The sequence below is a fragment of the Roseateles sp. GW823-FHT07B05 genome, assembly GCF_058794515.1.
Genome location: NZ_JBXAGX010000008.1, coordinates 164,854 through 180,367 on the forward strand (window position 1 = coordinate 164,854; position 15,514 = coordinate 180,367).

The following is a 15,514-nucleotide window of genomic DNA, read 5'->3' on the forward strand; positions in this document are numbered from 1 at the left end:
GCGGCCGGCGTTCAGCCGCCGCTGGCGGACAAGGCAAGCTCCCGCTTCAGCAACGTGCGGTCAATGACCTGGCGCAGCAGCGCCGGGCTCACCGGCTTGTGCAGCAGCGGCATGCCGCTGGCCGTCGCCTCCTGCAGCCGGGCGGGCGCCGTGTCACCCGTGATGAGCACCGCGGCCAGGTCGTCGTTGAACGCGTCGCGCAGCTGCGAGATGGCTTCCAGCCCGTCGGTGCCGCCCTGCAGCTGGTGGTCGCACAGCAACAACCGGGGCGCCACGCGCAGCGGCATCAGCTGCAGCAGCAAGGTCTTGACGTCGGCCGCGGCGAAGACCTTGCAGCCCCAGCTGGCCAGCAGCGCCTGCATCGCCAGGCGCACGCCATCGCTGTCGTCGACGACCAGCACCACGTCGCCGGGCTGCAGGCCGGGCAGCGCAACATCCGCTACGGCCGCGGGAGCAGGCTCGGCCGGCGCCGGCAACAGCGGCAGCAGCAGCCCCACCACGGTGCCGCCCCCGGCGCGGGAGCGCAGGCGCAGCTGCAGGGCCAGCAGGCTCACCAGCCTGGCCACGATGGCCAGCCCCAGCCCCATGCCCTGCTCGCGCCCGCCGTGGAGGCCGTTGAGCTGCACGAACTCCTGGAAGACCTCGCGCCGCCGCGCACGGGGAATGCCGCAACCGGTGTCGGCGACCTGGATCTCGGCCCGCCCGCCGCGCACGCGCAGCTGCAGCCGCACACGGCCCCGGTCGGTGTAGCGCAGCGCATTCGCCAGCAGGTTGCGCAGCACCCGCTCCAGCAACACCGGGTCGCTGCGCACCCAGGGGTCGACGTCGGAGCCGGCCTGGCACTCGAAGTGAAGGCCTTTCGCGCCGGCCAGCACGGCCTGGTCCCGGGCCAGCCGCTGCAGCAGCGGCCGCAGCGGCACGGCTTGCCAGTCGGGCTGCACCAGGCCGGCGTCGAGCCGGGAGATGTCGAGCAGCGCATCGAAGAGCGTGCCCAGCGCCGTCAGCGCGCCATCGGCATGGCCCAGGATGGTGCCCGCCTTGTCGCTGCAGGGCTCCAGCCGCAGGGCGCCGATGAAGAGCGACAGCGCGTGGACCGGCTGGCGCAGGTCGTGGCTGGCGGCGGCCAGGAAGCGGCTGCGGGCCAGGCCCAGTTCGACGGCCCGGTCGCGCTGCACCTGCAGGTCCACCGCCAGCGCCTGCGCCCGGTGGTGGCTGGCCAGCGACTCACGCAGCGTGCGGTTCATGTGGCGCGCGAAGTTCAGGTTCACCGCCAGCCACACCAGCAGCAGCACGAAGGCCACCAGGAAGTACGCCCCCTGCGCGACGCAGCCCGCGACGAAGAACCCCAGCACGATGGGCAGCGAGAACGCATACAGCGCCGGCAGGTGCGCGCTGAGCGAGTGCATCACGCCGGCCCCCAGGCCGCTGAGCAGCACCATGGCCAGCCCGCGATGCACGTAGTCGCTGCCCGGCAGCCAGAGCAGCTCGGCGGCCATCCACAGCAGCCCGTTGACCGCCTCCATGCGCGTGACCACGCCGAGCCGCCGGGGCGCCGCCTCGACCCGCGTGGGGCGGTGCCACACGCGCCAGGCCGCCCAGGCGTTGAAGGCCGCGTGGCCCAGCAGCGCGGCCAGCCAGGCCAGCGTCAGGGCCAGCGGCACCGCATCCTGCATCAGCAGCGCCACGGCGATGCCGACCAGGCTGTTGCCGAGGATGCGCAGCGGCTCGCCGCGTTTGAGATGCCGGGCCAGGTCGGCCCGCACGAGCGCCGTGCGCTGCGCGTCCTGGGCCTCCTGCGTCGCGGGCTCGGCGCCCTGCCCCGCCGTCACCGCCATCAGCGCGCCAGGAGCCGGCCGGCCCCTGGCGCAACATCGGTGGCGCCGGGCGCCACGCCAGGCCGGCAAATTTGAAGTCTGGGCAAGGCGGGCCTTCACCCCGTCGGGACGGGGCCTCGAAGAAGAGGGCCCCGGCCAACCAGCCTGCCGGGGACGACAGGCCGCATTGTGCGTTCCCACCCGCGCCCCGGACTGACGCCGCCCTTGCGCCGACGCGGCACCGACGTGACGGCCCGCGCCGCGCGGCCGCCTTCAGCCCTGCGACGCCCTCGCCTGGCGCCGCCTCAGCCACAGCACCAGGCCGCCCGCCGCGAACAGGGCCGGTGCCGCCGGCTCAGGGACCGCCGACGTGAAGTTCAGGTACAGCGACTGGCCCGACTCGCTCACATAGAAATGCCCGCCGGCCAGCGGGTTCAGGAACGCCGAGGAGTCGACGCTGAACTCGCCCGGCGCGAAGCCGGCGATGCCGCCGCTGGCCTGCGCGATCAGCCAGCGGTAGTTGCGCGCCGCGTTGAAGTCGCCCAGCACGATGGCCTGGTCGCTCTGGTCCAGGCTGGCCAGCTTGATGGTGAACTGCCCGGCGCCCGCCGTGATGTCCAGGCGGCCGTCGATGTCCCACAGGCCGCTGTTGACGCCGGCAACACCGGCGGCCTTGTCCATGGCCACCAGGAAGCTGCCGCCGGCGTCCCAGCGCACCGCGCCCGTGTGCACGGTGCCGGGGCTGTTGCCCGGCTCGAAGGTGCCGCCCTGCAGCACGTTGACCGCGCCGTACACGCCACTGCCCTTGGCCAGGCTGCCGTAGTTGACGTTGGTGGTGCCCTTGACCACGCCGTTGTTGACGAGCAGGGCGCCGTTGAGCTCGATGCTGGCGCCATCGTCGACGGCGATCACGCCGCCCGGCGCGGCCTTGCTGCCCACGTAGGTGCGGCTGCCGCCCAGCAGCGTCAGGTTGCTGCCGGCGCTGTTGTGCAGTGTGCCGCCGCTGCCGACCTGAACGACGCCGGACGAGATCCAGCCGCTCACGTTGGCGGTGCCGTCCACGCTGAAGCGCCCGCCGTTGTTGCCGCCACCCGTCCAGTTGACGGTCCTGCCGGCAGCCACCGTCAGCGCGCCGGCACTGGTGACGGCGGCCAGGTTGGCGCCGTTGGCGAACGTCAGCGCCACGCCGTTGCTGATGGACGTGCCGTTGTAGCGCGTGACCTTGGCGACGTCGTGCGTGCCGCTGCCCAGCAGCAGGCCGCCATTCAGCGCCTTGGTGTCATAGACCACCGTGGCGCCGCCATCGGCCTGCACCGGTGCCGCGCCCAGGTTGCCGGCGCCCAGCTTGAGGCTGGCGCCCTTGGCCACCTGGTAGAAGTTGGCGGACGAGCTGGCCATCTCCAGCGCGCCCGCGCCCACGATGACGTTGCCCGTGAAAGTGTTGCTGCCCGCCAGCACCTGGCGAGATGTGCCGGTCTTGCTCAGGCCGCCCGTGCCGCCGATGTTGCCGGCGAAGCTGCTGTCGGTGTTGCCGGCGAGGGTCAGCGCGATGCCTTCGTCCGGGTCCAGCAGCGTGATGCCCTGGCCCTTGACCTGGCTCAGCGTGCCGCCACTGACGACACCCGACAGCGTGGCGCCGTTGGCCAGCGCCAGCGCAACCCCGGCGCCGGTGCGGGTGCCGTTCAGCAGCGTGACCCCGGACGTATCGTGCAGCCCGCTGCCGCTGAGCACGCCGCCGTTCAGCGTGTCCATCCTGTAGAGCAGGCTGCCGCCGGCTTCCGCCAGCAGCGTCGCATTGCCCAGGTCCGAGAAACTGAGCTGGATGACGGCCGTCGACCCTGTCGCGCGATAGGACGATGCAGCGCCGCTGCCCATCTCCAGCTTGCCCGCCGTGACCAGCACGCTGCCGGTGAAGGTGTTGGCGCCCCACAGGCTCTGGGTGTACGCGCCGGCCTTGATGAGGCTGCCTGTGCCGCTGATGCTGCCGGTGAAGCTGTTGTTGTTCCTGCTGGCGTTCAGATTGAGGGCGTAGCCGGAGGTGGGGTCGGTGAGTTCGATCCCGCCCGCGCCGCTGTTGCCACTGCTGACCGACTCGGTGAACAGCGCTCCCCCGTCAATCGTCAGCCTGCTGCTGGGCGTGAAGAACACCGTCTGCCCGGCATTGACGAGACCTTCGGCCTCGATCTTGAGGCTGCCATTGCCGCGGCCGTTCTTGTTCAATCCGCCCAGCGCGAGAGAGCCGATGACATCGATGACGCTGCCGCTGCCTTTGACCGTGGCAGTGCCCAATGACCCGCCGACGATCCCGATCACCAACTCGCGGGTCTTGATGCTGCCCTTGGAGTCCACCAGCACCGTGCCATCGCTGCCGCTGTTCACGCCGACGAGGAGCTGGCCGTCGCTGACCATGCTGGCGCCGTTGATGACTTCCAGCTTGCCGGACTGACTGTTGCCGACCGTGAAGTAGGCGCCCGTGAGCAGTTGGGAGTCGGTGCCACCGACCCGCAGTATGGCGTTGGTGGTGCCATCAACGTTGGCTGCGGCCCCCCCGACGTTGCCGGCGCGAGCATCCAGCGTGAATCCCTGATTCACCTTCAGCAGGCCATCGGAGACGAGTAAGGCGCCAGCCGTGCCGGCCAAGGTCATCGATCCCCTGCTGAGCGTCAGGTAGCCATTGGTGACCTGCAGCCCTTTCAGCGTGCTGCCGCCGCCGCTGAGCGTCTGCACTTTGGATGTGCTGCCGTTGTAGACCAGGCTCGTCTCGGCGCCGACGAACATGCCGCCGTAGTCACTCGTCACGCCGTTCAAGCCACCGATGACCAATGCGGCGTTCTTGAGCGTCAGCTTGCCCGAGCCGGTCAGCGAGGAGACGTTCAGTCCCTTCGACCCCGTGCTCCAGGTCTGATCGGTGTCCACCGACAAATGCATCTGCAGCTTTTGTTGCACGCTCGTGGCATTGGTGATGTCCCCGCGGCTGCTGATCAGCCCCGTGCCCGCCACGGCAAACGCCGTCGAACCGGAGCCGAAGTCGATACCTTGGAACGCCAGCCCGCCGGTGCCGCCCGTCCAGGCCTGGCTGCCGCCCACCGTCACCCCGGCCCTCAGCGTCTGCAGGCTGGTGCTGTTGTTGGTGATCGCGCCCGTGCTGATGAAGCGGTTCTGACCCAGGCTGTACGCGCCGGCACCTTCGGCAAAAGTCACCGAACTGAACGACGCACTGCCCAGGTTGTTGTTGTTGCCCAGCTGCCCCGCACCCGCCGCGAAGACCAGCGCGTCGCCGTTGACGGGCACGCCGCCGTTCCAGTTGCCGGAGAGACTCCAGTCGGAGCCGGTCTTGCTGGCACCTGTCCACGTCACGGTCTTGGCCTGTGCCGGCGTCAGCAGCAGGCCGGTGACCAGGGCCGCCGCCGCCAGCGCCACGCGGTGGGCCCTCGGGCGGCAATGCGCGGCTGCGGGGCGGCCCGCGCGACGGGGGGTGGGAGCGATTGAGGTTAGGGTGTGCATGGCGGCCTGGTGGAGAGTTGGAGGGGTGAACGCCCGGCGTCCGCGGCGATGCGGCGCAGTGTCAGGACGCCGGCCCCCCGGAACAATCCGACCTTGGTCCCGAGACCGGTCTCACGACCCCGATTCGTGCGGGGTTCTCACCCCCGTTGACGGACGCCGCCGCCCCGGTGACGCGGGGCCTGGCGACAGCCCTCCGGCCGATCAGCCGATCAAGCCCGCGCTGCGGGCGGCCTCGACCGCCTGCAGGCGGTGGACCACGCCCAGGCAGCGGAAGATGGCGGACACATGGCCCTTCACCGTCTTCTCCTGCATGCCCAGCGCGTGCGCAATCTCCTTGTTGGACTTGCCCCGGCCCAGTTCCTCCAGCACCTCGCGCTGGCGGGGCGTGAGGCCGCTCGCATCCACGGGTTCGGGGCTGGGCGCCTCGTCGGCCAGCGCCATGAAAGGCGGCACGTAGATCTCGCCGGCCATCACCAGGCGCAACGCAGCCAGCAGGGCCGCGGGCCGCGCCGACTTGGGGCAGTAGCCCCGCGCGCCGGCGCGCAAGGCGCGGCGAACGTCCTCGGGGTCCTCCGACGAGGACAGCACCAGGCTGGGCAGCGCGGGGTGGTGCCGCTGAAGTTGCGCCAGCGTGGCCATGCCGGCCATGCCCTCCATGCGCAGGTCCAGCAGCACGGCGTCCACGTCCGCGTGCTCGTCGAGCAGCCGCAGCGCGTCCTGCCCGTCAGCGGCCTGCAGCACCTGCGGCGCCTCGCCGCCGCTGCGCAGCACGCTCGCGACGCCTTCACGGAACATCGGGTGATCGTCGACGAGCAGGATCTTCATGCGGGGCAATGTAGCCGCCGGCCGTAACGCGACCCACGGGGGCATTGAAACCCGCCGGCCCGCCACCAGATCTCCCCACAAGCCCCAGGCCTGTTCGCCACGGGGCACAATCGCACCCATCATGAAGATCAACCACACGACCCAAGCCCGCCTCAACACCTGAGCGCCCTTCGACCGTGTTCGGAAGGCGCCACGCCTTCCGGTTCAAACCCAACCCCGGCAGGCACGTCCCTCCCGGGGTTTTGTTTTTCCAGAGTCCACACCATGCGCACACGCACCTTCGACAAGCTGATCGCGACGATTCCCGAGCGCCGGAGCGCGGCTTCGCTGCGTCTGCGCTTCGGCGTCCTGCCTTCGCGCTAGCCCCGTGGTTCCTCCACCGGGCTGGCAAACCAACCCGAATCAGGAACCACCATGAACTCGAACACCTTCCGCAACCTGCGCAACATCGGCGTCATCGCGCACGTCGACGCGGGCAAGACCACGACCACCGAACGCATCCTGTTCTACACGGGCGAGAACCACCGCATCGGCGAAGTCCACGACGGCGCCACGACGATGGACTTCGACCCGCAGGAACGCGCGCGCGGCATCACCATCCACAGCGCGGCGACCACCGTGCACTGGCACGGCACGCAGATCAACCTAATCGACACGCCCGGACACATCGACTTCAACCTCGAGGTGCGCCGCTCGCTGCGCGTGCTGGACGGCGCCGTCGTCGTGTTCGACGGCGTGGCCGGCGTGGAGCCGCAGACCGAGACCAACTGGCGCCTCGCGGACGAGTACCGCGTGCCGCGCCTGGCCTTCGTCAACAAGCTGGACCGCACGGGTGCGGACTTCCAGCGCGTCGTCGCGTCCCTGCGCGAACGTCTGGGCGTGCGCGCGCTGCCGCTGCAGCTGCCCATCGGCGCGGAAGCCGAGTTCCGCGGCGTGGTGGACCTGCTGACGATGCAGGCCCTCGTCTGGGACCGAGACGACGCGAAGGCGCCGCCGCGTGTGGATGCCGTCCCGCCCGAACTGCAGGCTGCCGCCGAGGCCGCCCGCGCGCTGCTGCTGGAAGCAGCCGCGGAACAGGACGACGCGCTGCTGGACGCCTGGCTGCGCGGCGACGAGCCGCCGCTGGACGACGTGCGTGCGGCACTGCGCCGCGGCACGCTGGCGGGCGCCTTCGTGCCCGTGCTGGCCGGCTCGGCTTTCCGCAACCGCGGCGTGGAGCCGCTGCTGGACGCCGTCGTGTCGTACCTGCCCGCCCCCGGCGAAGCGCCCGGCGCGATGGATACGCGCGGCCCGCTGTCTGCCCTCGCGTTCAAGCTGACCGCCGACGACCACGGCGCGATGGTGTTCGTGCGCGTCTACAGCGGCCGGCTCAAGCGCGGCGACACGGTCTGGAATGCCAGCACCGGCAAGGCCGAGCGCGTCTCTCGTCTGTACGAGATCCACGCCGACCGCCGCGTCGAACGCGATGAACTCGTTGCGGGCGACATCGCGGGCGTCATCGGGCTCAAGGACGTGCTGACCGGGCACACGCTGGCGGACCGGAAGGACGCTGCCGTGCTGGAAAGCATCGTCGTGCCCGAAGCCGTCATCGACGTCGCCATCGAGCCGCGCGCGCAGGCCGATGCCGCGGCCCTCGCGAAGGGCCTGGGCGTCCTCGTCCGCGAGGACCCGTCGCTGCGCTTGAGGCAGGATGCCGACTCGGGCCAGACGCTGCTGTCCGGCATGGGCGAGCTGCAGTTGGAAGTGGCCGTGGAGAAGCTGCGTTCCCGCTTCGGCGTGGACGTGGCGGTGGGCCGCCCGCAGGTGGCCTACCGCGAGACGATCACGGCCGCGGCCGAGGTGCGCCATGTGCACAAGAAGCAGAGCGGCGGCCCCGGCCAGTTCGCCGAGCTGACGCTGCGCGTGGCGCCGCTGCCGCGCGGTGAGGGGTTCCGCTTCGAGAGCACGGTGGTGGGCGGAGCCATCCCGCGCGAGTTCATTCCGGCGGTGGAGGCAGGCATCCGCAAGGCGGCGCAGGCCGGCCCGTTCGCGGGCCATCCGCTGGTGGACTTCGAGGCCACGCTGGTGGACGGCAGCGCCCACGTGCGCGACTCGTCGGCGCTGGCCTTCGAGCTGGCGGCGGCGCATGCGTTGCGCGAGGCGGTGCTGAAGGCGGCGCCGGTGGTGCTGGAGCCGCTGATGGCCGTCGAGGTCATCACGCCCCAGGACTATCTGGGCGACGTCATCGGCGACCTGCTGCGCCGCCGCGGCCACGTGCAAGGCCAGGACGCCCGCGGCAACGCGATCGTCGTGACGGCGCACGTGCCGCTGGCGCAGATGTTCGGCTACATCGGCCAGCTGCGCGCGCTCAGCTCGGGACGCGCGCAGTTCACGATGCAGCTGAGCCACTACGCGCCAGCGCCGGCACGCGCTGCACTGGCGGCGTGATGGAGGGCGAAAGGCCGAAGGGCCTTTCGCCCTTTTCGCGTGGCGGCACCAAGCAAAGCCAAGCCCGCAAACCCGCTGGCACCGGCTGTTCTTCACTCCCCCTTTGAGCCCGCCGAGGAGCGCAGGCCCTTGAGGCCGCGAGCGCAGCGAGCCTCAAGAACTGACTCCGCGCAACTGTTTGACCGGAGCGTAGCGGAGGGAGTTTTGCGCGGGGCCTCAAGGGCCGAGCACCGCAGGGGAGCCCGCTGCGAAGCAAAGGGCCGGGCGGATCGGGGGCGACTTTTTGCCTACTTTTTGGTCGCTCAAAAAGTAGGTCGCCCGCCGGGGCGATTTCCCGGCATGGGCCTCGCGCGGCAACCCGCCGTTGCCAAAGCGTCCGCCGAACTGAGCAAGCCCCTCGCCCCTGCACCTTTCTGGCCGCTGTGGTGCGGGGATTTCGCCCCCGCGGGCGACCTACTTTCTGGACCGCCAGAAAGTAGGCAAAGAGCTCCCCCCGACCGCACCGCCCTCCGCTTCGCTGCGGGTTCCCTGCGCTTCTCAGGCCTTGAGGGCCCGCGCAAAACTCGCGCCGCTACGCTCTGCTCAAACAGTTGCGCGGAGTCAGTGGTCGAAGCGCGCTCCGCGCGCGCCCTCAAGCCCTTGCGCTGCTCGGCGGTGCTGAAGGGGGCATACCGAACAGCCGCGCCAGACGGCTTCCGGGCTTGGCGGTGGGCTGTGCCGTCACTCCCAGCGCAGGTGCACCACCTTGAAGCCCTTGGCCTTCAGCGTCTGCAGCAGGAACGGCAACGCCTTCGCCGTCTGGTCCTGCGCGTCATGCAGCAGCACGATGCCGCCGCCCGACTTGGCCAGTTGACCCAGCAGCTTGTCGGCCAGCATCTGCGGCGTCTGATCCGGCAGCCAGTCCTCGGCGCCCGCGTCCACGGACATCACCGTGATGCCCGACGCGGCCAGCGCCTTCATCAGCACCGGCGACTCGGCCAGGAAAGGGAAGCGATAGGCCGCTGGCTGCACGCCCAGCGCGTCCACATAGGCGGCGACCATGGCCTTGAGGTCGCGCGCCTGGTCCTCCGCCGGCAACTGCGGGAAGTTGTCATGCCGATAGCCATGCATGCCCACCGTGTGCCCGGCGTCGCGCACCTGCCGGGCCAGCGCGGGCTGGCGGCTCATCGGCTCGCCGTTCATGAAGAACGTGGCCTTCACGCACTGGTCCGCCAGCGCCTTCAACACCAACGGCGTGGACTCCGGCCGCGGGCCGTCGTCGAAGGTCAGCACCACCTCGCCAGGCGCCAGGCCCGGCAGCGCGGCGTGCTGCGCGGTGCCCCAAGCGCCCGCTTCACGCTTGAGCGTCAGCGTGCGCGACGTGCCCAGCGCGTCGGCGCTGCATCCGGGCCCGGCGGCAACGGCCGTCGTCGTGAAGGAGGCGGTCATCAGCAGCGTCAGCGGCAACAGCAGCGGCTTCATCGTCAGTGCCCTCCCGCCGGCGCGGCCTGGCCGTCGAGCGCGACGGCCTCCTCGTGGTCGTGCGGGAACGGCGCCAGCCAGGCCAGGATGACCGGCGGAATCGAGAAGATCAGCACCCAGCCGAAGAAGCTCAAATAGTTGTGGCCGACGTGGTTCCACAGCAGGCCGCTGACGGTGCCCGTGCCCCACTTGGTGAGCGCCATGACGCCGGTGGCCATCGCGTAGTGGGCCATGCGGAACGGGCCCGGCGCGACCTGCTGCATCATGTAGAGCATGTGGCCCACCGAGCCCATGCCGAAGCCGAACTTCTCGATGGACACGATGACGGCCACGGTCAGCGCGTCGGTCGGCATCGTCTGCGCGAGGTAGTAGTAGGTCAGGTGCGGGATGTTGAGCACCAGGGCCAGGATGAAGAAGCTGTGCGGCAGCGTGCGCCGGGCGACGAGGAAGCCACCCAGGAAGGCGCCGGCGATGAAGGTCAGCGTGCCGACGGTGCCGTTGATGTGGCCGAGGGTCTCGTTGTCCAGCGCCAGGCCGCCAGCGGCGCGGGCGTCCAGCAGGAACAGCGGACCGAACTTCTCGATGAAGCCCTCGCCGAAGCGGTAGAAGAAGATGACGGCCAGCATCATCCAGATCTGCGGCTTCTGGAAGAAGCTGACCCAGATCGTCACATTGGCCTTGAGCCCCCCCGCGAAGCCTTCGCCATGACGCGTCGGCGGCGCGCCGGGCGGCAGCACGCGCACATGCCACAGGCCGAACGCGGCCATCGCCCCCGCGGCGAGCAGCACGACGACGGTCCAGCACTGCACCCAGGGCATGCTCATGTGGTTGTGCAGGTAGCCGGTGAGCGACACGAACAGGCCCGACGCGACGACCGCCCCCATGTTCCAGCACATGCCCTGCAGGCCGGCGTAGCGGGCCTGGTCGGTCTTGGACGCGGTGGTCATGAACACGCCGTCGGCGCAGGTGTCCTGCGTGGCGGACGCGAAGCCGACGATCCAGAAGAAGGCCAGCGACAGCTTGAAGAAGTCGGCCAGCGGCAGCACCAGCGCGATGAGGCCCAACGCGGCTGCCATCGTGAACTCCATGCTGATGACCCAGAAGCGCTTGCTGCGGTAGGCCTCCAGCAGCGGCGCCCACAGCGGCTTCAGCACCCAGGGCAGATAGAGCTGCGAGGTGTAGAGCGCGATGTCCTCATTGGGCACGCCGAGGTTCTTGTAGATGATGGCCGCGACGACGCCCACCATCACGTTGGGCAGGCCCATGGCCAGGTAGAGCGAGGGCACCCAGGTGAGCAGGTGGCGTTGGCGCGTGGTCATGTTTGTCTCCGTGTTCTTGTCGCCAACCCTCAGCGGGGCTTGGGCGTCAGGGCCTGGATCGCGGCCGATACATACACGAGCGGCGCGTTCCAGTTGATGGCCACCTCGTTGCTGGCGTAGCTGCAGTGGTGGTCCAGGTAGGACAGGGCCGGCAGCTTGGAGGCATAGGCTGGGCAGTTCTTCTGGTCCTGCTGGCCGGGGTTGGGGCCGCCGGCGAGGAAGCCGGGCACCGGCGCGTCGATGCCGTCGGCTTCGGACGGGCGGTGGTGCGGGTGCAGCGGCGGCTTGGCGCCGAAGCCGGTCACGTAGCTCTGGCCCAGCGGGTTGCGGCCCAGCACGTAGTCCAGCACGGACTGCGCGGCGTCGAGCTTGCGGCGGTCACCGTCCAGCCGGTAGGCCTGGATCAGCATCAGCGCCTGGTTCAGCGCGTGTGCGTTGCTGCCCCAGACGAAGTCGGCCGGGCCCTGCATCGTCAGCCGGTAGGCGGACGACTGCCAGGCCGTGGCGAGTTCGTCGCCGAGGCCGGTCACGCGCTTCGTGACGAGCTCGGCATCGGCGCGCGAGAGGCTCTGGCGGTGCTGGGCCAGGCTCATCCAGGCCAGCCCGACGACGTCGCCCCAGCTGGGCACGCGGATGGCTTGCCGCTCCAGCGCGAGCACGTCGCGGTAGTGGGCGTTGCCGGTCGTGATGTAGAGCTCGGCGGCGGCCCAGGCGAATTCGTCGTCGAGCTTGGCGTCACCGTACTCGCCGGTGCGCACGTCGGGCGGGTTCTTGAACGCGAGCTGCGGATTGGCGCGGGCCCATTTCCACGCGGCGATGGCCGCCTCGCGCATGCGCGCCGACAGCCCCGGCCGCTGCGCCTCGAAGGGCTTGAAGACGCGGCTGGCCTGGGCCATGACGGCGGCGAAGTCCAGCGCAGCAGCCGTGCTCTTGGCGACGACGTAGCGCGGCGCGCGGGCCTCGTGCGGCATCTGGCTGCCGTCGAAGCCCAGGTTGGTGAGCTTGTGATAGACGCCGCCATCGGCGGGGTCCTGCATCGTCAGCATCCAGTCGAGGTTCCACAGCACCTCGTCCAGCACGTCGGGCAGGTCGTTGCCGCTTTCGGGGATGTCGAGCTGCTGCGCCTTGAACAGCTCGGGGAACTGCTCCCACGCGGCCAGCAGCGTGTAGACGCTGATGCCGGAATTGACGATGTACTTGTTGTAGTCGCCCGCGTCGTACCAGCCCTTGGGCGACGACAGGCGCGTGCCCTCGGGGCGCTTGTCGCTGGCGGCGGAGGCGTGCACCAGCACGTCGGTGTCGGGGTGGCCGGCAGCGCGCGCCCAGCGGCCGGCGTGGCGCGGCTGCAGCGCGGTGCTGGCGCGGTTGAAGTAGAAGGCCTTCAGGCTGGCGGCGTTCAGCGCGGCGTAGGCATCGGGCGCGATGCGGATGCGCGGCGAGGCCGGCTGGCCGTCCACGCGCAGCTCGTAATCGCCCACGTCGGTCAGCGCGGAGAAGTCGGCCAGGCGCACGGCGGCGCCGGCCGGTGCCCAGGTCTGCGCGGGGCCCAGGCGGCCACGCAGCACGACGTCGCCACTGCCCACGCGCACGACGCGGAACTCGTCGGCCGCGTCGGCCGGCAGCGCGGCCCATTTGGCGGCGGCGGGCAGGTAGCCCACCTGGTTGACGGCAATGCCCTGGGCCTGAGCGCCGAACGCGCCGGCCGCGGCCAGCAGGCCGGCCGCAAGGCGCCGGAACAAGGAGGAAGCCGCGTGGCGCGGCAGACGGGTTGGCTTCATGGCAGCGGGATTCTGACAGCGCTATCCAGACCCCGGCGATCGGAGCCTGTGCCGGGGGCGGGCCGCCGCCGGCCCGGGGTGGGCGGCAGCGGCCGGGGCATCAGCCGCCCCAGCTCAGCGTGGCGCCTTCGGCCAGCACCGGGCTGCGCCGGCCGTCCACGTCCAGGCCCCAGTCGCGCAGCGCGCCGTCGGTGACCCGGGCCGTGTACTGGCTGCCGGCGCGGCTGACCGTGCCGCGCGCCGCGACGTGGCCGTCCAGGCCCACGACCGTGAAGGCCGCGCTGGCGCCATCCGCCAGCTCGAACACGCGCAGCACGGTGCCGCGGGCGTAGTCGTAGTCGGGCCTCTCGGTCTCGGCGCCCCACGGGATGACGCTGCCAGGCGCGGCATACAAGGGCATGCTCAGGAAGCTATGCGTCTCGCGATGCCAGCGGCCGCCAGGCTTCTTCTCGCCCGACAGCAGGTGCGTCCACGTGCCCTCGGGCAGGTACACCTCCACCTCGCCGCTCTCGGTGAACACGGGCGCGACGAGCAGGCTCTCGCCCAGCTGGTACTGCCGATCCAGCGTCGTGCAGGCCGGGTCCTGCGGATGCTCCAGCAGCATGGCGCGCATCAGCGGCACGCCCGTCTCGGTCGCCTCGTGCGCCTTGGCGTAGAGGTAGGGCATGAGCTGGTGCTTGAGCCGCGTGAAGACGCGCAGCACGTCGCAGCTTTCCTCGTCGACGAGCCATGGCACCCGGTAGCTGCTGCTGCCGTGCAGGCGGCTGTGCGAGGACATCAGGCCGAACTGGATCCAGCGCTTGTAGACGGCCGGCGGCGGCTTGCCCTCGAAGCCGCCGATGTCGTGGCTCCAGAACGCGAAGCCGCAACTCGTCAGCGACAGGCCGCCGCGCAGGCTCTCGGCCATGGACTCGAAGGTGCTCCAGCAGTCACCGCCCCAGTGCACCGGGAAGCGCTGGCCCGACGCGTAGGTGGAGCGGGCGAAGACGATGGCGTCGCGGCCCTGGCGCTCCTGCAGCAGCTCGAACACGGCCTCGTTGTATTGCAGCGCGTAGAGGTTGTGCATCTCGACGGGGTCTGAGCCGTCGAAGTACTGCACGCCCTCGCTCGGGATGCGCTCGCCGAAGTCGGTCTTGAAGCAGTCGGCGCCCTGGTCCAGCAGGCGGCGCAGGTGGCCCTGGTACCAGGCCTTGGCGGCGGGGTTCGTGAAGTCCACGATGGCCATGCCGGGCTGCCACAGGTCGGTCTGGAAGGTCAGGCCGTTCGTCCGCTTGATGAAGTAGCCCTCGCGCACCCCCTCGGCGAACAGCGGCGACTTCTGCGCCACGTAGGGGTTGATCCAGAGGCTGATCTTCAGGCCCTTGGCATGCAGGCGCGCCAGCATGGCCTCGGGCTCGGGGAAGCCGCGCGGGTCCCAGGCGAAGTCGCACCACTGGAACTCGCGCATCCAGAAGCAGTCGAAGTGGAAGACCGACAGCGGCAGCTCGCGGCGGGCCATCTCGTCGATGAAGTGCGTGGCCGTGGCCTCGTCGTACTTCGTCGTGAAGGACGTCGTCAGCCACAGGCCGAAGCTCCACGCCGGCGGCAGCGGCGCGCGACCTGTCAGCGCTGTCAACCGGGACACGACATCCTTGGGCGTGGGGCCGGCGATGACGCAGTAGTCCAGGCTCTCACCCTCGCGGCTGAACTGCACGCGGGCCACCTTCTCCGAGCCGACCTCGAAGGACACCGGCCCGGCCTCGTTGACGAGCACGCCGTAGCCGCGGTTGGTCAGGTAGAACGGCACGTTCTTGTAGGCCTGCTCGCAGGCGGTGCCGCCGTCCTTGTTGGTGTTCTCGACGACCTGGCCGTTCTTGACGAACGGCGTGAACCGCTCACCCAGGCCGTACACGTTCTCGCCGACGGCCAGCGTCAGCTGCTCGTGCACGTGGTTGCGCGTGATGCCGTCCTTGCCGGCCCACTGGATGTAGCCCAGGCCGCGCCAATCGCTCTTGGTGAGCACGCGCTCGCCTTCGCGGAACGTGAGGCCCCAGCCCTCGCCCTTCTTCACATCGACCGAGATCGCGCCCGAGGTCAGCGTAGCCTGCGTCTCGCCGTCGACGATCTGCACGGCGGGATGGCTGGCGCCCACCATGGGGATGTGCAGGCGCGGCGCACTCGACGCGGTGTAGTGCGCCACGCTGACGCGGATGACGCCGGGCAGCGGCGAGCTCAGCGTCACGGTGAGCGTGGGCCCCTGCAGCGTGTCGCCACGGTGCTTGATGGGGCGCGTCGTGGCAAGCACGACAAGGCGGTCTTCGTGGACGTCAACGGCGTAGGCCTCGGCCGCGTAGTGCGCGGCGACGCCCGGCTGAAGCATCCACTGTCCGTCAGTGAACTTCATGAG

8 protein-coding genes are annotated in these 15,514 nt (G+C 70.4%); 1 reads left to right on the forward strand and 7 read right to left on the reverse strand.

The annotated features are described in order from the left end of the window. Positions 1-11: 11 nt before the first annotated feature. The 3 genes from AC1Q7O_RS18190 to AC1Q7O_RS18200 form a co-directional block, all read right to left on the reverse strand. The gene (locus AC1Q7O_RS18190; RefSeq protein WP_492661661.1) at positions 12-1,835 is read right to left on the reverse strand and encodes an ATP-binding response regulator; all 1,824 of its coding nucleotides are present in this window, start codon (positions 1,833-1,835) and stop codon (positions 12-14) included. A 252-nt stretch (positions 1,836-2,087) separates the two neighbouring features. Continuing rightward, on the reverse strand, positions 2,088-5,234 hold the full coding sequence (locus AC1Q7O_RS18195) for a beta strand repeat-containing protein (RefSeq protein ID WP_492661660.1): 3,147 nt from the start codon (positions 5,232-5,234) through the stop codon (positions 2,088-2,090). 285 nt (positions 5,235-5,519) lie between these two features. Then, positions 5,520-6,143, reverse strand: coding sequence for a response regulator (locus AC1Q7O_RS18200; protein ID WP_492661659.1), 624 nt, complete (start codon positions 6,141-6,143; stop codon positions 5,520-5,522). Positions 6,144-6,557: 414 nt separating this feature from the next. Between AC1Q7O_RS18200 and fusA the strand changes: the two genes are divergently transcribed. Continuing rightward, positions 6,558-8,570, forward strand: a complete 2,013-nt coding sequence (fusA, locus tag AC1Q7O_RS18205) for an elongation factor G (RefSeq protein ID WP_492661658.1) — start codon at positions 6,558-6,560, stop codon at positions 8,568-8,570. 720 nt (positions 8,571-9,290) lie between these two features. Here the strand turns inward: fusA and AC1Q7O_RS18210 are convergent. The 4 genes from AC1Q7O_RS18210 to yicI form a co-directional block, all read right to left on the reverse strand. Beyond that, positions 9,291-10,031, reverse strand: a complete 741-nt coding sequence (locus tag AC1Q7O_RS18210) for a polysaccharide deacetylase family protein (protein ID WP_492661657.1) — start codon at positions 10,029-10,031, stop codon at positions 9,291-9,293. Between the two features lie 2 nt (positions 10,032-10,033). Beyond that, positions 10,034-11,350 carry an MFS transporter gene (locus AC1Q7O_RS18215; protein ID WP_492661656.1) on the reverse strand — a complete coding sequence of 439 codons (1,317 nt, stop codon included), beginning with the start codon at positions 11,348-11,350 and terminating at the stop codon, positions 10,034-10,036. Between the two features lie 29 nt (positions 11,351-11,379). Next, the gene (locus tag AC1Q7O_RS18220; RefSeq protein WP_492661655.1) at positions 11,380-13,128 is read right to left on the reverse strand and encodes a glycoside hydrolase family 9 protein; all 1,749 of its coding nucleotides are present in this window, start codon (positions 13,126-13,128) and stop codon (positions 11,380-11,382) included. 100 nt (positions 13,129-13,228) lie between these two features. Beyond that, positions 13,229-15,511, reverse strand: a complete 2,283-nt coding sequence (gene yicI / locus AC1Q7O_RS18225) for an alpha-xylosidase (protein WP_492661654.1) — start codon at positions 15,509-15,511, stop codon at positions 13,229-13,231. Positions 15,512-15,514 lie beyond the last annotated feature (3 nt).

What these genes read in the sequence shown, in the direction of transcription:
- AC1Q7O_RS18190 (WP_492661661.1), bottom strand. Translation starts at nt 1,835, where the DNA reads ATGGCGGTGACGGCGGGGCAGGGCGCCGAGCCCGCGACGCAGGAGGCC.
- AC1Q7O_RS18200 (WP_492661659.1), bottom strand. Translation starts at nt 6,143, where the DNA reads ATGAAGATCCTGCTCGTCGACGATCACCCGATGTTCCGTGAAGGCGTC.
- fusA (WP_492661658.1), top strand. Translation starts at nt 6,558, where the DNA reads ATGAACTCGAACACCTTCCGCAACCTGCGCAACATCGGCGTCATCGCG.
- AC1Q7O_RS18210 (WP_492661657.1), bottom strand. Translation starts at nt 10,031, where the DNA reads ATGAAGCCGCTGCTGTTGCCGCTGACGCTGCTGATGACCGCCTCCTTC.
- AC1Q7O_RS18215 (WP_492661656.1), bottom strand. Translation starts at nt 11,350, where the DNA reads ATGACCACGCGCCAACGCCACCTGCTCACCTGGGTGCCCTCGCTCTAC.
- AC1Q7O_RS18220 (WP_492661655.1), bottom strand. Translation starts at nt 13,128, where the DNA reads ATGAAGCCAACCCGTCTGCCGCGCCACGCGGCTTCCTCCTTGTTCCGG.
- yicI (WP_492661654.1), bottom strand. Translation starts at nt 15,511, where the DNA reads ATGAAGTTCACTGACGGACAGTGGATGCTTCAGCCGGGCGTCGCCGCG.